This is a genomic window from Luteimonas sp. MJ250 (assembly GCF_039548455.1).
Classification (GTDB): domain Bacteria; phylum Pseudomonadota; class Gammaproteobacteria; order Xanthomonadales; family Xanthomonadaceae; genus Luteimonas.
In genome coordinates this window covers 41,606-59,601 of sequence record NZ_JBCLVB010000003.1, presented here as the reverse complement: position 1 = coordinate 59,601, position 17,996 = coordinate 41,606, and the positions used below count along the sequence as shown (strand labels likewise).

Annotated in this window: 12 protein-coding genes and 1 pseudogene; 1 reads left to right on the top strand and 12 read right to left on the bottom strand. The window is 69.4% G+C overall.

From position 1 onward, the window contains the following. The 9 genes from WCE37_RS00770 to ssb all read right to left on the bottom strand — a co-directional run bounded on the left by WCE37_RS00770 (position 1) and on the right by ssb (position 11,065). On the bottom strand, positions 1 to 1,227 hold the full coding sequence (locus tag WCE37_RS00770) for a glycosyltransferase family 2 protein (RefSeq protein ID WP_343277696.1): 1,227 nt from the start codon (positions 1,225 to 1,227) through the stop codon (positions 1 to 3). Further along, positions 1,224 to 2,495, bottom strand: a complete 1,272-nt coding sequence (locus tag WCE37_RS00765; RefSeq protein WP_343277862.1) for a DUF819 family protein — start codon at positions 2,493 to 2,495, stop codon at positions 1,224 to 1,226. Before WCE37_RS00765 ends, WCE37_RS00770 begins: the two co-directional genes overlap by 4 nt. Positions 2,496 to 2,653: 158 nt before the next feature. Continuing rightward, positions 2,654 to 4,732, bottom strand: a complete 2,079-nt coding sequence (locus tag WCE37_RS00760) for a S9 family peptidase (RefSeq protein WP_343277695.1) — start codon at positions 4,730 to 4,732, stop codon at positions 2,654 to 2,656. Between the two features lie 130 nt (positions 4,733 to 4,862). Further along, entirely contained in the window at positions 4,863 to 6,830 is a 1,968-nt protein-coding gene (locus tag WCE37_RS00755) for a S9 family peptidase (protein ID WP_343277694.1), read from the bottom strand. A gap of 78 nt (positions 6,831 to 6,908) precedes the next feature. Beyond that, positions 6,909 to 7,808 (bottom strand): dTDP-4-dehydrorhamnose reductase, encoded by a 900-nt coding sequence (gene rfbD / locus WCE37_RS00750; RefSeq protein WP_343277693.1) that lies wholly within the window; start codon positions 7,806 to 7,808, stop codon positions 6,909 to 6,911. Further along, entirely contained in the window at positions 7,805 to 8,362 is a 558-nt protein-coding gene (gene rfbC / locus WCE37_RS00745) for a dTDP-4-dehydrorhamnose 3,5-epimerase (protein ID WP_343253815.1), read from the bottom strand. Before rfbC ends, rfbD begins: the two co-directional genes overlap by 4 nt. Continuing rightward, positions 8,359 to 9,246, bottom strand: coding sequence for a glucose-1-phosphate thymidylyltransferase RfbA (gene rfbA, locus WCE37_RS00740; protein WP_343277692.1), 888 nt, complete (start codon positions 9,244 to 9,246; stop codon positions 8,359 to 8,361). The genes rfbC and rfbA overlap by 4 nt, the downstream gene beginning before the upstream one ends. Beyond that, positions 9,243 to 10,298, bottom strand: coding sequence for a dTDP-glucose 4,6-dehydratase (rfbB, locus tag WCE37_RS00735; protein ID WP_343253817.1), 1,056 nt, complete (start codon positions 10,296 to 10,298; stop codon positions 9,243 to 9,245). Before rfbB ends, rfbA begins: the two co-directional genes overlap by 4 nt. 212 nt (positions 10,299 to 10,510) lie before the next feature. Next, positions 10,511 to 11,065, bottom strand: coding sequence for a single-stranded DNA-binding protein (gene ssb, locus WCE37_RS00730; protein ID WP_343277691.1), 555 nt, complete (start codon positions 11,063 to 11,065; stop codon positions 10,511 to 10,513). Positions 11,066 to 11,234: 169 nt separating this feature from the next. Between ssb and WCE37_RS00725 the strand changes: the two genes are divergently transcribed. Next, positions 11,235 to 12,242, top strand: coding sequence for a polyprenyl synthetase family protein (locus tag WCE37_RS00725; protein ID WP_343277861.1), 1,008 nt, complete (start codon positions 11,235 to 11,237; stop codon positions 12,240 to 12,242). Positions 12,243 to 12,522: 280 nt separating this feature from the next. Here the strand turns inward: WCE37_RS00725 and murD are convergent, their stop codons facing one another. The 3 genes and pseudogenes from murD to WCE37_RS00710 all read right to left on the bottom strand — a co-directional run. Beyond that, the gene (gene murD, locus WCE37_RS00720; protein WP_343277690.1) at positions 12,523 to 13,962 is read right to left on the bottom strand and encodes a UDP-N-acetylmuramoyl-L-alanine--D-glutamate ligase; all 1,440 of its coding nucleotides are present in this window, start codon (positions 13,960 to 13,962) and stop codon (positions 12,523 to 12,525) included. Further along, positions 13,943 to 15,319, bottom strand: a complete 1,377-nt coding sequence (gene murL, locus WCE37_RS00715; protein ID WP_343277689.1) for a UDP-N-acetyl-alpha-D-muramoyl-L-alanyl-L-glutamate epimerase — start codon at positions 15,317 to 15,319, stop codon at positions 13,943 to 13,945. The genes murD and murL overlap by 20 nt, the downstream gene beginning before the upstream one ends. Positions 15,320 to 15,408: 89 nt before the next feature. Next, positions 15,409 to 17,994 (bottom strand): annotated as a pseudogene (locus WCE37_RS00710) (bifunctional aspartate kinase/diaminopimelate decarboxylase); the annotation flags it as partial. Between the last annotated feature and the right edge of the window lie 2 nt (positions 17,995 to 17,996).

The following is a 17,996-nucleotide window of genomic DNA, read 5'->3' as shown; positions in this document are numbered from 1 at the left end:
TCAACGCGATTCATCCCCCGCGTCCCGGGGCGCGTCGGGAAGACGCAGTGCCTCGAGGAAAAAGGCCGCCAGCCCAAGTTCCCCACCCACCGCCATTAGGGTCACCGACGGAAGGACCCAACGCATCGTCTCCCTCGGATCCAGGGGACCAAACTGGTGCGCGGACCACAGGTATACCGCATACAGCGACATTGCCACGCCGGCCAGGAACAGCAGCACCGCCACAACCAGACAGCGCTCAAGCGTCAGCACCGGCAACAGGCCTTTCCCGCGCCCTCCGTCGGGAAGCCAACCGTTGCGGACACCGACCGCCTTGGCAAGGATCGCGAACAGCACCATCTGCATGCCCAGGATGACCGCAGCCCCGGCATAGGACAGGGTATGGATATCGAGGTTGACCCCGCCGATGCTGACGCTGCGCATCGCGATCACCACCATTCCCAGCGCTCCCACCGCGGCCAGCGCGATGCCAGGCACCAGGAACAGCCAGCGCGGGCTGTGCACCAGCAGGAAGCGCAGGTGCCGCCAACCGTCGCGCCAGGTCCGCAGGTGGGGCGCGCGCGTACGCCCGTCCGGCTTGAGGGTTGTAGGCACCTCGCTGATGCGATAGTCGGCGAGCGACGCCTTGACCACCATTTCGCTCGCAAACTCCATTCCCGGTGCCACCAGGCCCAGTGCCATGATGCGCTCGCGGTCGAAGCCCCTCAGTCCGCAGTGGAAGTCACGCGCCCCGATCCCGTAGAACAGCCGGCCCAGGAAGCTGAGCACCGGGTTGCCGAGGTAGCGGTGCAGGAAGGGCATCGCCCCCGGCGCGATGCCGCCGCTGAAACGGTTGCCCATCACCAGGTCGCTGCCGTTGCGCAGGGCCTGGACGAATGCGTCAAGCCGCGCGAAGTCGTAGGAGGCGTCGGCATCTCCCATCACCACATAGCGACCACGCGCGGCGCCAATGCCGGCCAGCAGCGCGGCACCGTAGCCACGCTGCGCAACTTCGACCACGCGAGCGCCTTCGCGCCCGGCGATCTCCAGAGAACCGTCGGTGCTGCCGTTGTCCGCGACCAGCACCTCCCCGTCCACGCCGGATGCGGCGAGGAAGGACTTCGCCATGCCAATGCACTCCGCCAGCGTCTCGGCTTCGTTGAGGCAGGGCATGAGGATGGTCAATTCCAACGGGCGCGGATCGCCGGCCTCATTCCAGCGCGCGTGCAGCCCCGGGGCGTCGCTCATGCCCCGGCCATCACCCGCAGGACCTGCCCGATGCCGTAGGCGACCACGGTGCCGGTGGCGTAGCCCACTGTCCCCAGCAGAACACCCACGGGCGCCAGCGTCGGATGGAAGGCGGCGGCCACCACCGGCGCGGATGCGGCAGCGCCGATGTTTCCCTGCGAACCCACCGCGAAATAGAACAGCGGTGCCCGCACCAGCTTCGCCGCGGCGAACAGCACGAGGATGTGAACCGCCATCCAGATCAGGCCGATCAGGACCAGCTCCATGCGCTCGGCGAGCTTGAAGAAGTCCATCTGCATGCCGATGCAGGCGATCAGGAAGTAGAGGAACACCGTACCCAGCTTCGATGCGCCGGCGTTCTCCAGGCGACGCATCGGCGTGAAGCTGAGCAGCAGGCCGCCCAGCGTGGACAGCACGATCACCCAGACGAAGGGCGCGTCGAGGCTGAACTGGCTGGCCCATGGTGCGTTGGCCTTGAACCAGGCCGAGGCCGGGTCGGCGACGAAATGCGCCAGGCCGACCAGACCGAATGCCACGCCCACGATCACCATCAGGTCGGTGAGCGTGGGGATGCGGGCGTTGGCTGCCTCGTAGGCCGAAATGCGGTCCTTCATCTCGTCGATGGCGCGGGTGTCGGCGCCGGTGCGGGCGTCGATCTGCGGCGCGCGGTTGGCCAGGAACAGCAGGGTGGCCAGCCACAGGCTGGCGATGGCGACGTCGACGACCGCGAACTGGCCGAACAGGGTCGCGTCGACCTCGTAGATCTCGCGGATCGCCACCATGTTGGCGCCGCCGCCGACCCAGCTGCCCGACAGCGCGGCCATGCCCTTCCAGGTGTCGCCGGCCACGGCCTCCGGCCAGAACCACTCCATCAGCTGGAAACTGGTGAAGGCGCCCAGGGCGATGCCCAGGGTGCCTGCGCAGAACACGAACAGCAGCCGCGGCCCGAGCTTGAGTACGCCCTTGAGGTCGATGGACAGCGTCAGCAGCACCAGGGCCGCCGGCAGCAATACGCGGCTGGCAACCGGGTTGTAGAGCGCGCTGCTTTCGCCATCGATCAGCCCGGCGGTGTTGTAGATCGCAGGCACGAAGTAGCACAGCAGCAGTGCCGGCACCCAGGCGAAGAACTTCTTCCAGAACGGCGTCGGCCCGGAAGCCAGCCAGAAGATCAGCCCCAGCGACGCGGCGATCAGGCCGAACACGACGATGTCGTTGGTGATCAGCGGGGCGACGGCATCGATCGCATCGCCCGCAGCGGCCGGATCCATGGCGTCGATGGCGGCGGCTTCGGCGGAGGCGTCGGGCGCGGTGGATGCAGGTGCCATCGGCAGGTTCCTGTCGGTCGTGTAGGAGCAGCCATGGCTGCGAATCAAAAGTATGCAGGGTCACGCGCAGCCGGAACCGGGCCGGCCGCGCGCGGCAACGCCTATTCGCCGATGTGCTGTTCCAGCCAGGCGTTGACGGTGTCATGCCAGAGGATGCTGTTCTGCGGCTTGAGCACCCAGTGGTTCTCGTCCGGGAAATAGAGCAGCTTCGACTCGATCCCCCTGCGCTGCAGCGCAGTGAACGCCGACAGCCCCTGGTCCACCGGCACGCGGTAGTCCTTCTCGCCCTGCACCACCAGCATCGGCACCTTCCACTTCGACACGTGGTTGACCGGATTGAACTTTTCGTAGGCCTCAGGGTTGTCGTACGGCGTGCCGCCGTTCTCCCACTCGGTGAACCACAGCTCCTCGGTCACGTAGCCCATCGAGCGGGTGTCGAACACGCCGTCGTGGTTGACCAGGCACTTGAACGGCGCGTTGCCCTGGCGGTCGAACCAGTTGCCGGCCAGCCAGTTGATCATGTAGCCGCCGTAGCTGGCGCCGAGCGCGCAGGCGCGGTCGCCATCGAGGTAATCGTACTTCTCCTGCGCCGCCGCCCAGCCCTTCTGCAGGTCGACCAGGGGCGCATCGCCCCAGTTGCCGGTGATGGCGTCGGTGAAGTCCTGGCCGTAGCCGGTGGAGCCGTGGAAGTCGATCATCACCACGGCATAGCCCTGGCCGGCATAGGTCTGCGGGTTCCAGCGGTAGCTCCAGCCGTTGCCGAAGCTGCCCTGCGGGCCGCCGTGGATCAGGAAGGCCACGGGATACTCGCGGCCCTCTTCGAAGTTCCAGGGCTTGACCACGTAGCCGTGCACGGTGGCGTCGTCCGCGCCCTTGAAGCTGAACTGTTCGAAGGCGCCGAAGTCGACGCCGGGCAGGCGCTCGGCCGCCGTCGGGGTGATCGCGCGCTGGACCTTGCCATCAAGCGAGGCCGCGTAGATGACGTCGCCGGTGTCGATGGCGTTGCGGCTGAAGACCAGGCTGTCGCCGGCGACTTCGAACGAGGACACGCTGCCGCCATCGACCAGGCGCGTGGCCTTGCCGCTCGCGATGTCGACGGTGAACAGCGGGTATTCGCCGGTGTCCTGCGCCGCCACGTACAGCGCGCGGCCGTCTGGCGACGGCGTGATGCTGCTGGGCGAACGGTCCCAGTCGGGCGCGATTTCCCGGCGCTCGCCGCTGGCAAGGTCCAGCGCCATCAGTGCATAGCGGTCGGCCTCGAAGCCGGGGCGCGCCATGGCGCGGTAGAACAGGGTTTTGCCGTCAGCGCTGAACACCGGACCCGCATCCCAGGCCTTGTTGTCTGCAGTCAGGTTGACCGGCGCCGCGGAACCCGCCGGGTCCAGGCGGAAGAGGTCGTAGTTGGTCGACCAGGCCTCTTCGCGGCCGGCCACGTTCACGCTGGCCACGATGCTGGCCCCGTCCGGCGCCCATGCGTAGTCACCGGCGCCGCCGAACGGCTTGCCCGGCACGTCGCCGTCAAGCGCGCCGCTGACCGCGGTGGCGGCGGCGGCCGGCTTGTCCTTTGCACCCGGCAGCGTGGCGACGAAGAGGCGGTTGCGGCGGCCATCGGCCCACGTGTCCCAATGGCGGACGAACAGCTGGTCGTAGACCACGCCGCTGGCCTTGGAGGCTTCGCGTTGATCCAGTCGCGCCTTCGTGCACGCGAAGTCCGCGCCGCAGTCGCCGAAGGTGTCGGCACTGAACGCGATGCGGCTGCCGTCCGGCGAGACGTGGTAGGTGCCGACATCGGCCTCGAACGCGGTCAGCTGGCGCGGCTCGCCGCCGGCCAGCGGGATCGCGTAGAGCTGCTGCGAGCCGTTCTTCGCACTGAGGAAGTAGACCGTGGCGCCATCGGGCGAGAACGAAGGCGAATTGACGTTCCAGCCCTGCGGCGTGAGCCGCTTGGGCGGCGCGAGGTCGCGGGTCACCAGGTTGCGCGCATACAGCGCCGAAGACGCGCTGTTGGCTTCGAGATCGACCGTGCGCTGCGCGAACACCAGGTGCCTGCCGTCCGGCGACAGCGTCGGCGAAGACACCCGCTCCATGGCGGCGAGGTCACGCGCCTCGAGGCCGCGGGCATCGGCGACCGCGGGCAGCGCGGCGAACAGGCACAGGGTCAATACGGCGATGCGCGGCATGGATCGGGACTCCGGACGGAAAGTCCCGATGGTAGGGGCCGGCGGCGGCGGGCGCAAAGGCGGAAGGTCGGGCGACCGCTTCCCGCCGCTGCGATACAGCAGCCACGCAACCCCGGCAGCAGCACCGGGCCTATCGTTCGGCCGCGGTCCTGCCGCCCAGGTGCTTGCCAAGGAAGGCGAGCAGCCGGCTGTAGTACTCGTAGCGGTTGGCGTCGTCGTAGTAACCATGCCCTTCCGTCGGGAAGTAGGCCGTTTCGACCGGCACGCCCGCCTTCACCAGGGCGCGCTCCATCTGCTTGCTGTGTTCGATGGGTGCGCGCTCGTCCTTGCCGCCCGCCGCCAGGAACACCGGCACCTTGATCCGATCGGCCATGCGCGTGGGCGACACGGCGCCGAGCGCGTCACGATCGCCGATCCACTCGTTCAGGTAGGTCACGCCCGAACCGCGCTTCTGCACGTCGCCGTGCGTGTGCATGGTCGGCAGGTCGTAGACACCGACGTTGCCGGCCGCACAGCGGTACAGGGTGGGCTCCTTCGCCGCGCCCATCAGCGCCGCGTAGCCGCCATAGCTGCTGCCGTAGATGCAGATCCGGCTGGCGTTGGCGATGCCCTGGGCCACCGCCCAGCGGGTGGCATCGGTGATGTCGTCCTGCATCGCGCCGCCCCATTCGCGCGCGCCCGCGTGCTCGAAGGCGCGGCCCTGGCTGCCGGAGCCGCGGAAGTTCACCTGCAGCACCGCATAGCCGGCGTCGGCAAGCAGCTGCGCCTCGTTGTCGAAGCCCCAGCTGTCGAACATGCCGAAGGGCCCGCCGTGCGGCAACACCACCATCGGCAGGCCGCGGCCATCGGACCCGGCGGGAATCGTGACGAAGCCCTGCAGCTTCAGACCGTCGCGCGCCTCGAAGCTGATCGGGCGGCGCTCGGCCATCTTCGCGGGATCGAACCATTGCGAGCGCGCAACGACGTATGCGGCCTTCTTGTCCACCGTGTCGTAGACATAGAAGTCGCCGGGATTGCGGTCGCTCCAGACCTGTACCAGCACCTTGCGCCCGTCGGCCGTGCTGGACGTGATGTACACGGCATGGCCTTCGAACGCGGCCTCGAGGCTGCGGTACAGGCGTGCATGTTCGGACTCCGGATCGAAGAACGCGGTGCGCGGGCGGCCATCGAGGAACAGAGCGCCCACCGGCACCCGCGTTCCAGGGGCATGGAGAACCACCGGGTCGCCGGTCTCGTCGGCAAGGACCGTGGTCCGCTTGCCCGTCGCCACGTCATACGCAACGATCCGGTCGGGGCCTTCCGCCTGTTCGACGTTGAGATAGGCGATCGCATTGTCGGCGGAGAACCCGACCGGCCACTCCGCGCGCCCGCTGGCTGACTCGTCGTTCACCAGCACCCAGTCGGCACCTGCCCCGGCACGATGGTAGAGCTTGTTGACGATGTCGTAGCCGGCGCCATGCGCGAAGCGCACCGCCCCGGTGTTGTCGGTGGTGAAGCTTGCATTGCGGATCGGCGCGGTGGCCTCCAGCGTGCGGCGGCCGGTGTAGATGTCCAGGCGCTCGGCGCGCGTGTAGGGATCCGTGGCGAAGCGTTCGGTCGACACCAGCGAATAGCGCGCGTCGTCAGGCAGCGGATCGATCAGGAAAGCGGCCACGCGATCGGCGCGCTGGGTCTGGATGCGGGTCCCCGAGCCCGAACCGACGACGCGCTGGCCGATCAGCAGCTGCTTGTCGCTGCCATCGGCGTCGAGCGCATACAGCTCGCCGGTGAGCTGCGGCGCGTCCATCGTTCCCATTTTTTCCGCCACGCTGAGCATCACGCGCTCGGGGGTGACCCAGCTGAAGCCGGCGAAATGCGTGTTCTTGCCGAGCCGCAGCGCGGTCGAGATCTGGTTGTCCGCGGCCTTGATGATGACCAGGCCCATCTGGTCTTCCAGCGGTACCGTTGCCGCGTAGTACTCGCCGGTGGGCGAGAGCTTGATGTCGACGAAGGCATCTTTCTTGACGTATGCGTCCAGGTCGATGCCGGTCGCCGCCATCGCCGGCACGGACGCCATGGCCAGCATCGCAGCCAGTGCGAACGCATTCCCTCGCTTCATCTGTTTCCCCGGAAAATAGAACCAGCCCCTCGCTGGCGGCCCCATTATGGAGCGCCGGCAGTCCCGACGGTACCCGCGTCAGTCCTCGACCATGCTGTCCAGCACGCGCTCGAGGTCGCGGCTCCATTCGGGCAGTTCGATCGCCCACTGCGCTTGCAGCGCGCCGGTGTCGAGCCTTGAACAGGCCGGGCGGCGCGCCGGGGTCGGGTATTCGCTGGTCGGCACCGGCACGATTCGCGGGCGCCCGGCGAGCAGGCCGCGGGCATGGGCGCCGTCGATGATGGCGCTGGCAAAGCCGTGCCAGCTGGTACCGCCCGAAGCCGTGAGGTGCCAGAGCCCGGACGGGCCTTGCGTCGAAGCCAGTACCGATGCCGTCACGGACGCGATCAGGCTGGCCGCCGTCGGCGTTCCATGCTGGTCGTCGACCACGCGCAGCTCGTCGCGCTCACCGGCAAGGCGCAGCATCGTGCGCATGAAGTTGTGCCCGTGGGCGTCGTAGACCCAGGCAGTGCGGAAGACCATGTGGCGCGCACCACTGCCGCGCACCGCCTGCTCTCCGGCGAGCTTGCTGGCGCCATAGACGCCCAGGGGTGCGGTCGGGTCATCCTCGCGCCAAGGGCGGCTGCCGCTTCCGTCGAACACGTAATCGGTCGAATAATGGACCAGCAGCGCGTCACGGCGGGCACAGGCTTCGGCCAGGGCGCCGGGCGCCTCGGCGTTGGCGCGGAATGCGGATTCGCGCTCGGTCTCAGCGCGATCGACGGCAGTGTAGGCGGCGGCGTTGACCACAACGTCCGGGGCGATCCGCTCGACCAGGCCGGGCAGCGTGCCCGGCTGGTCGAAATCGGCGCGTTCGCAAACGCCGCCGTCGGGCAGCGTGCCGCTGCGGGTGGTGCAGACCACCTCGCCCAGGGGTGCGAGCGCACGGCGCAGCGCATGGCCGACCTGGCCGTTGGCACCGAGCAGCAGCAGCCTCAAGGCGCGTAGACCGGCAGCCGGTCCTCGGGCACGTCGGCGAGGAACGGCGCGCGCGCGTCCTTGTCCGACAGCGAAGGCGCGGCCACCGGCCAGTCGACGGCCAGCGTGGCGTCGTTCCAGCGGAGGCCGGCATCGGCTTCGCGATCGTAGGTTTCCGTGCAGAGGTAGGTGAACACGGCGCGCTCGCTGAGCGTCACGAAGCCGTGCGCGAAGCCTTCCGGGATCCAGAAATGGCGCTTGTTCTCCGCGCTCAGCACCACCGCCGTCCACTTGCCGAAGGTCGGCGAGCCGCGGCGGATGTCGACGGCCACGTCCCAGACCTCGCCTTCGGTCACCGACACATACTTGCCCTGCGGCTTCGGCCACTGGTAGTGCAGCCCGCGCAGCACGCCGCGCGAGGACGCGGACACGTTGCCCTGGACGAACGTCGGCGTGAGTCCGTGCTGCGCCAGCTTGTCGGCGTTGAAGGACTCGTAGAAGAAGCCGCGATCGTCGCCGAACACCTGCGGCTCGATCACCACGCAGCCCGGCAGGCCGGTCTCCACGACTTTCATCGCACGACTCCGCGCTTGGCCAGCGACAGCAGGTACTGGCCGTAGCCGTTCTTGGCCAGCGGCGCGGCCAGGCGTTCGAGGTCTTCGTCGCCGATCCAGCCGTTGGACCAGGCGATCTCTTCCGGACAGCACACGCGCAGGCCCTGGCGGGCCTCGACCGTCTCGATGAAATTCGAAGCTTCGATCAGCGACTGGTGGGTGCCGGTGTCGAGCCAGGCATAGCCACGACCCAGCTGCTCCAGGTGCAGGCTGCCCTCTTCGAGATAGCAGCGGTTGAGGTCGGTGATTTCGAGTTCGCCGCGCGGCGAGGGCTTGAGCGAAGCGGCGAAGTCGCTGGCGCGGCCATCGTAGAAGTACAGGCCGGTGACGGCGTAGTTCGAGCGCGGGTTCGCCGGCTTTTCCTCCAGCCCCACCACCTTGCCGTCGGCGTCGAAGTCGGCCACGCCGTAGCGCTCCGGATCGCTGACCCAATAGCCGAACACCGTGGCGCCGTCCTGGCGCGCATCGGCGCGCTTGAGGATTTCGGTGAAGCCGTGGCCATGGAAGATGTTGTCGCCGAGCACCAGGCAGCTCGGCTTGCCGTCGACGAACTCGCGGCCGATCAGATAGGCCTGCGCCAGCCCGTCCGGGCTCGGCTGCACCGCGTAGCGGATGTCCATGCCCCACTGCGAGCCGTCGCCCAGCAGCTGCTGGAACAGCGCCTGCTCGTGCGGGGTGTTGATGATCAGCACCTCGCGGATCCCGGCCAGCATCAGCGCGCTCAGCGGGTAATAGATCATCGGCTTGTCGTACACCGGCAGCAGCTGCTTGCTGATGGCGCGGGTGATCGGATACAGCCGTGTGCCGGAGCCGCCGGCCAGGATGATGCCGCGGCGCGCGGTCATGCTTCGGCCCCGATGCGTTCCAGGCGGTAGCTGCCGTCAAGCACGCGCTGCACCCAGGGCTGGTTGGCCAGGTACCAGTCGACGGTTTCGGCGATGCCGCGCTCGAAGCTGTATTTCGGCTCCCAGCCCAGTTCGTCACGCAGCTTGGAGGCGTCGATCGCATAGCGGCGGTCGTGGCCCGGGCGGTCGGCGACGTAGGCGATCTGCGACTCGCGCGGCTGTCCGTCCTCGCGCGGGCGGCGCTGGTCAAGCAGCGCGCAGATGGTCTTCACCACCTCGATGTTCTGCATCTCGGCGTTGCCGCCGACGTTGTAGGTCTCGCCCACGCGGCCCTTGGCCAGCACGGTGCGGATCGCCTCGCAGTGATCGGTCACGAACAACCAGTCGCGCACCTGCTTCCCGTCGCCGTACACCGGCAGCGGCTCGCCGGCCAGGGCCTTGGCGATCACCAGCGGGACCAGCTTCTCGGGGAAGTGGTAGGGACCGTAGTTGTTCGAGCAGTTGGTGGTCAGCACCGGCAGCCCGTAGGTGTGGTGGAAGGCGCGCACCAGATGGTCCGAGGCCGCCTTCGACGCCGAGTACGGCGAATTGGGCGCGTAGGCCGTGGTCTCGGTGAACAGGCCGGTCTCGCCCAGGGTGCCGTAGACCTCATCGGTGGAAACGTGCAGGAAGCGGAACGCGTCCTTCGCATCGCCTTCCAGCGCCTTCCAGTAGTCGCGCACGGCCTCAAGCAGCGCCAGGGTGCCGACCACGTTGGTCTGAACGAAGGCCGCCGGGCCGTCGATCGAACGATCGACGTGGCTCTCGGCGGCGAAGTTGATGACCGCATCCGGCCGGTGTTCGGCCAGCAGCCGGGCGACCAGGTCGCCGTCGCCGATGTCGCCGTGCACGAAGACGTGGTCGGGATTGCCTTCAAGCGAGGACAGTGTGTCCAGGTTGCCGGCGTAGGTGAGCACGTCGAGGTTGACGACGCGGACGCCCGCGGCGACCGCCTCGAGCACGAAATTGCCGCCGATGAAACCGGCACCGCCGGTGACTAGCCAAGTGGCCATGCTGGGAAAATCCTCCGGGAACTCCAGCCACCCCGGCCTGCTCCTGCGGCCGCGGACGATGGCTTGATCCGCCTAGGATAGCGGGCAGGCCCTGCCCGACCAAATCCGCGCCCCACGCCTTGCACCGGCCTGCCTGGAGCGGCTTGCGCCACCCGGCCCCGCCAAAGCGGGGCTTCCTCTACTCTTTCTCACCACATACAAATAAGTGTGTCTTAGAACGGGATGTCGTCGTCCGAAAAACCGCCGTCGTCGAAGGGCTGCGCCGGCTGCTTCGGGCCGCCCTGTGCTTCACGGCCACGCTGCTGGTCCCCACCGCCGCCGCTGCCACCGCCACGCTGGTAATCCCCGCCGCCACCGCGCTGGCCGCCACCTTCGCCACCGCCGCCGCGCTGGTAGTCGCCGCCGCCACCGCCGCGCTGGCCACCCTCGCCACCGCCGCCGAGCATCTGCATCTCGTCGGCGATGATGTCTGTGCTGTAGCGCTCGACGCCGTCCTTGCCGGTGTACTTGTCGGTGCGCAGCGACCCTTCGATGTAGACCTGGCGCCCCTTCTTCAGGTATTCACCGGCGATTTCCGCCAGGCGCCCGAAGAACTTCACCCGGTGCCACTCGGTGCGCTCCTGCTGCTGGCCGGACTGCTTGTCCTTCCAGGCGTCGGTGGTGGCCACGCTGATCGTGGTGATGGTGGTGCCGCTCTGGGTGTACTTCACGTCGGGATCGTTGCCGAGGTTGCCGACGAGGATGACCTTGTTGATTCCGCGGGCCATGGTCTTGGGTTCCTTGCGCTCTCCGCCGGGATTGGCAGAGGAAAAGGATGAGTATAACCGCCACCCCGCGGCCATCCGCCCGTTGCCCGGCCCACCGTCGGGCGAATCCCGCGCGGCCCGTAGTCCGGCATCGGACCCTATAATGACGGCCCCCAGAACCGCGCACGACATGGATCAGACCGCCCCGGCCGCCCCGCCACGCCACGCCCTGCCCCTGCCGGAAACCCAGGCCTTCGCCGCGCCCGACATGGCCGCGGTCGACGCCCTGATCCGCCGCCGCCTGGCTTCGGACGTGGTCCTGGTCAACCAGGTGGCCGAGCACATCGTCGCCGGCGGCGGCAAGCGGCTGCGTCCGATGCTGCTGCTGCTCGCGGCGCGGGCGTTGGGCCACCAGGGAGCCGACGCGCACCAGCTGGCGGCGGTGGTCGAGTTCATCCATACCTCGACGCTGCTGCACGACGACGTGGTCGACGAATCCGACCTGCGCCGCGGCCGCAGCACCGCCAACGCGGTGTTCGGCAACGCGGCCAGCGTGCTCGTCGGCGACTTCCTGTATTCGCGCAGCTTCCAGCTGATGGTCGAGCTGGGCTCGATGCGGGTGCAGGAGATCCTGGCCGACACCACCAACCGCATCGCCGAGGGCGAGGTGCTGCAGCTGCTGCACGTACGCAACCCGGACGTGGACGAGACCGCCTACCTGAGCGTGATCGAGCGCAAGACCGCGATCCTGTTCGCCGCCGCGACCCGCCTGGGCGCGCTGCTGGCCGGCGCGGACGACGAGGTGCAGCAGCGCCTGCACGATTTCGGCCTCAACCTCGGCATCGCCTTCCAGATCGCCGACGACGTGCTCGACTACAGCGCCGACGAGGCCGCCCTGGGCAAGCACCTGGGCGACGACCTCGCCGAGGGCAAGATGACGCTGCCGCTGATCCACGCCATGGCGCACGCCGGTGACGACCTTCGCGCGCGCCTGCGAACCATCGTCGAGGAAGGCGACGTGGATGCGCTGGACGAGGCGATCGGCGCGATCCGCGCCAGCGGCGGCCTGGAATACAGCATCGGCCGCGCGCGGGAATACGCCGCCCTGGCCGAAGCCGCGCTCGACGGGCTTGATGACAACCGGGCCGTGGCCGCCCTTCGCGGCCTGGTCCGCCACGCCGTGGACCGGGGCGCCTAGCGCCTGGACCGGGGCGCCCGGGAACCCGGGCATCGGCCTGCGACAGGCAGGTCCGCCCGAGCCCGACCCCCTGGCCAGCACGTCCCGTTGGAGCAAATCCCGGGTTACCGAGTCCCGGGTCAGCGAATTCCGTTGCAACGAATCCCGTTGCAACGAATCCCGTGGGAGCAAGTCCTGTGGGAGCGGCTATAGCCGCGATCGATCTGTCCCGCGTCACGACCAGGTCACGTCCACCGCGAGGTGTTCCGCCCTCGCGGCCATGGCCGCTCCCACACCGCTTTCAGCCAGGATTCGACGAAGCGATGCCCAGCCCTGGGATCGCCGAGATCGCATCCGGATCGAAGCCTCCAAGCCGCGCGAAATCCCGGCCACGCTCCACATAGTCGCGGTAGGGACCGAAGCTCGGCGCGCCCGGCGACAGCAGGATGACGTCGTCCGCGGCCGGCCGCGGGCTGGCAGCCAGCGCGTCCCGGGCACCGGCGAGCGCGCCGGGCAGGTCGGACGCCTGGCGCAGGTCGAAGCCGCCGTCGCCCGCCACCTGCGCCAGCAGCGCGTGGATGCGTGGACCGTTCTGCCCCGTGGTGACGATCACCGCCGGCGCCTGCGTGCGCATGCGTGACGCGAAATCCGACCAGTCCAGGCCGCGGTCGTGCCCGCCGACCAGCAGCGCCACGCGTCGGTCCCGGTACACCTCGAGTGCGGCCAGGGTGGCGTGTGGCGTGGTGCTGATCGAATCGTTGACCCAGATGGCAGCATCGCGCGTACCCAGCACCTGCAGCCGGTGCGGGAGCGGACGGAAGCCGCGTGCCGCCGGCGCCAGCGCCACGGCGTCGTGCCCCAGCGCCTCGATCGCCGCGAGCGCCGCGCACAGGTTGCCGCGGTTATGGCGCCCCGGCAGCGGCACGGCGCGGGTGTCGTACAGGGCCTCGCCGCCACGATGCAGCACGTCGCCGCGCAGGTGCCAGCCGTCACCGCGCCCGTACCATCTCACTTCGGTGGCCGGATCCAGCCGGGCACCCAGCGCCGCCAGCCGCGGATCGGCGGCGTTGAGCACGGCGATCCTCGGCCTTGCCCGCGTCACCAGCGCCAGCTTGTCCTCGATGTAGCGGTCCTCGCTGCCGTGCCAGTCCAGGTGTTCGGGGAAGAGGTTGGTGACCACGGCCACGTCCGGGCGCACGCCGCCCGCGGCCACGTCGCCGGTCTGGTAGCTGGACAGTTCGACCGCCCAGGCCTCGGCGCGCCCGTCCAGCAGCTCCAGCAGCGGCAGGCCGATATTGCCGGCCAGCGCCGTGCGCACGCCGCCCGCGCGCAGCAGGTAGGCCAGCAGCGCGGTGGAGGTGCTCTTGCCCTTGGTGCCGGTGACACAGGCGACGCCGCGCGCGACGCCATCCGCGTCCGCCCGCTCGCCGAACCACAGCGCGGTACCGCCGATGAACGCGGTCCCCGCATGCGCGGCCAGGAGGGCCTCGGGCCGGTACGGACTGATGCCCGGTGACTTCACCACCACGTCGAAGGCGGAGAGGCGGCCAGCGCTGGCGTCGGTTTCGACCGTCAGCAGCCCGTCGCCAAGCGCGCCTGCCGACGCGGCCTCTTCAGCGGCGCAAAACAGGGTCAGCGCCTGCGTGGGAAGCCTGGCCCGCAGCGCATGCCAGGCGGCGCGCCCCTCGCGTCCCCAGCCCCACAGCGCGACCCGGTGGCCCTCAAGCTGCGAAATACGCATGCAGCCGGCTCCAGACCGCGTCGGGAATGCCGTGCTCCGGATCGGCCACCAGCAGCGGCGCGATCTCCAGTCCACCGGCGTCGATCTGCGGCAGGATTTCGCGGCTGAAGCGCTGCACCACCGCGTCCTCGCGCCACTCCGGGCGCGCCGCCAGCGCCGCCATCGCCGCGCGCGACTCACGTGCCTCGCCCACGCATTCGAAGGGCTTGTGGTCGTGGAACTCCATCAACGCGTCATAGCCCGGGACCTGTGCCGGGTCGTCGAGCAGGTTGCGGCCGAGGATGCCGACCAGCCGCGGCTTGGGCATGAACGGCGCCAGCGCCAGGAACACGAAATGGCACTTCGGGCAGGCCCCGCACCAGCGGCTGGTGGGGCGCTCGCCGAGCAGGTGGAAGTTGCGGTTGCAGCTCGAGAACCAGGCATCGTAGCGATCGCTGCGCGCGAACTGGCGCGCCACCGCCAGCTCCGACAGCGGCCGCAGCAGCGAGTAGTAGCCGAGGTCGGCCGCGACGTGCCGCTTGAGGTAGCCGGCAAAGGCCTGCTCGAAGGCCCAGCCCTTAGACCACTGGTGGTTCACCTCGCCGGTGCCCTCGATCAGGCTGCCGTAGCTTGCCGAGCGCTCGTTGGAGAACACCACCTGGTCGACGCCCAGCACCACCGCGGCCAGGGCCAGGATCGCCGAGTTGATGGCCGTGACCGGGATGTGGCCGTTGTACGCGCCCTGGCGGTTGTACTCGAACAGTTCAGCCGCAAGCTGGCGCTGGATGTTGAGCGTCGGCAGGCCGGTGCGTTCGGCGCAGGCGCGGATCAGCTGCGAGCCGCCGATCCAGGACACCGTCTGGTCGATGCCCGCGGCACGCAGCGCTTCGATGGACACGAGCGAATCCTTGCCCCCGCCGATGGCGACCAGCGCGTGGCGGCGGAGCTCCAGCGCCGGCGCAGCCGCTGCGCCATCGGCGCTTCGCACATCGTCCGCCCGCCGCGGGAAGCGGATCCGGCCATGGAGGTCGAGCCCATTGCGATACGCGAACTCGCCGAGGCCCTGCAGGTAAATATCTTCCAGCAGCATCGCGGTGTCGTGATCGATGCCATATCCATCGATGCGGATGTCCTCCGGCACCGCCGCCTTGTAGTAGCTGACGCCGGCGACCAGGTGCAGCAGGCGAAGCGCCTGCGTGACGGCTTCCATGCGCGCGCCTTCGAGCCTGAAGGGCGCGCCGGGCACGACCACCGTCTCCACCAGCTCCGGCCCGCTGTCGAACGCGTACACCAGCCGCGCGACGCCGGTGCCGGGATCGAAGCTGCAGTCGACGAAGCGGAAACATGCCGCCGCGGCGCGATCGAACACGATGTTCATTCGCTGCTCTCCGTGCGCACGCCTTCATGGAGCACGCCTTCATGGAGCACGCCTTCCTGGAGCGCGCCTTCCTGGAGCACGCCTTCATGGAGCACGCTTTCACCCGGCAGCGCGCGCAGGTTGTAGGTATTGGCCATGGCCATGCCGTAGGCGCCGGCATCGGCGACCAGCAGCACGTCGCCCGGCGCAGTACTGCGCGGCAGCGGTCGCTGGTGGCCGAGCACGTCGCCGGATTCGCAGATCGGGCCGACGACGTCGAACGCCAGGGTGTCCTCGCCTTCCGGCCGCGACAGGTTGTGGATGTCGTGCCAGGCCTCGTACAGCGCCGGCCGCATCAGCACGTTCATGCCGGCGTCGGCGCCCACGCGGCGCACGCCGCCTTTCTCCACCACCTGGGTGGCGGTCAGCAGCAGCACGCCGGATTCGGCGACCAGGAAGCGCCCCGGCTCGATCGCCAGGCGATAGCCCGGATAGGCCGCCTTCACCTCAGCCAGCCCCACGGCCCAGGCCTCGAGGTCGAAGGGTTCGTCGTCCTCGCGGTAGGGGATCGGCAGGCCGCCGCCGATGTCGATGGTGTCGATGCTGCCGATGCGCTCGGCGATCCCGCCCAGCGCGTCGCAGACCTCGCGCCAGTGGTCGGGCGTGTCGACGCCGCTGCCCAGGTGCGCATGCAGGCCGGTGATGCGCACGTCGATGCGGCGCGCCGCGGCGACGAAGTCCGCGATCCGGTCGACCTGCAGCCCGAACTTCGATGCCGGCCCGCCGGTGCGTACTTTCTCGTGGTGGCCTTCGCCGCGGCCCAGGTCGACGCGCAGCCAGAGCGCGCGCCCGCGGAACACGTCGGGCCGGCCCTCCAGCGCCTCGACGTTGTCGAGGGTCACCGTGGCGCCACGCTCGAACGCCAGCGCGTATTCGTCCATGGGCGCGAAGCTCGGCGTGAACAGCACCCGCGCCGGATCGAGCTCCGGCAGCACCGAGAACACGTGCGCGATCTCGCCGGCGGATACGCATTCCAGGCCGAAGCCTTCCTCCACGAGCAGCCTCAGGATGGCCGGGTGCGGATTGGCCTTGATCGCATAGAAGCGGCGGTCGACCGCGGCCACCGCCGCCAGCTGGCGGGCACGGGCGCGCACCGTGGCAAGGTCGTAGGCGTAGCGCGGCGTGCCTTCGGCGGCCAGCGCAAGCAGCGCGTCGCGGCGCGCATGCCACCACGGCGCCGGGCGCCGGCGCAGGCCGCCCTGGATCTCGCGCCAGCGCGGGCCGAAGACCTCGGCCTCGCGCACGGGCATCGCACCGCTGGCGATGAGTTCTTCGTGGAGTTCCTGCATGAGTCCCTCTGCGTCGGCTTCGTCGATGACGAAGGTCAGGTTGAGATCGTTGGACGACTGCGAAATCAGGTGCACGCGTTCGCGGCCGAAGGTGGCCCAGACATCGGACAGTTTGTGCAGCAGCGAGCGCATGCCGCGCCCGACCAGGGTGATCGACGCGCAGGGCGCGATCACCTTCAGCCGGCAGCTGCGGGCAAGGTCCGCGGACAGGCGCTCGAGCACGTCGGTGCTGACCAGGTTCTCACTGGGGTCGAGCGACACGGTGACGTTGGTTTCCGACGAGCCGATCAGGTCCACCGACAGGCCGTGGCGGCGGAAGCATTCGAAGATGTCGGCCAGGAAGCCCACCTGCTGCCACATGCCGATGGTTTCCATCGACACCAGGACCACGCCGTCGCGGCGGCTGATGGCCTTGACGCCGGGCACGGTGTCGGCGCCGCCGTCGATGCGCGTGCCCGGCAGTTCCGGGCGCGCGGTGTCCAGGATCGCCATCGGCACGCCGGCGTCGCGGCAAGGCTTGATGGCGCGCGGATGCAGCACCTTGGCGCCGGTGGTGCAGATTTCCTGGGCCTCGGCGTAGTCCAGCCGCGCCAGCAGGCGCGCGTCGGGCACCTCGCGCGGGTTGGCGCTGAACATCCCCGGCACGTCGGTCCAGATCTCGACGCGCTCGGCGCCGAGCAGCGCGCCGAAACAGCCCGCCGAGGTGTCGGAGCCGCCGCGGCCCAGGGTGGCGGTGCCGCCGTCCTCGTGGCGGGCGATGAAGCCCTGGGTGAGCACCATGGCGGTGGGCTGCGCGTCGAAGCGCGGGCGCCAGGTGCCCCCGACCTCGCGGCGGCATGACACCGACAGCCGGCGCGCCCAGTCGTTCTGGTTGGGCAGCGACTCCGCCTGCAGCCAGTCGCGCGCATCGCACCAGCCGAAGTCCAGGCCCTGGGCACGCAGGTAGGCCGCGCCCAGCGTGGATGACAGCAGTTCGCCCTGGGCCAGCAGTTCAGCCTGCCATGCCAGCGGGCGACTGGCGGCGCGGGGCTCGGCCACCAGGGTGCGCAGGGCATCCAGCCGCGCCCCGACCGCCGCATCCGGGGCAAGCCCCAGCGCCACCGCGAAGGCACGGTGCCGCTCCACCAGGTCTTCCAGCCGAACACGGGCGTCGGCCGCGCCGTCCGCGATCGCCGTGAGCTCGTTGGTGACGCCCGACAGCGCCGAAACCACCACCAGCACGCGGCGCCCGCCTGCGGCGCGCGACGCGGCAAGGCGTCCGATGGTGTCCCAGCGCTCGCGCTGCGACACCGAAGTTCCGCCGAACTTGAGCACGATCCAGCGGGCGGATTCGGGAATGGTGGTCATGG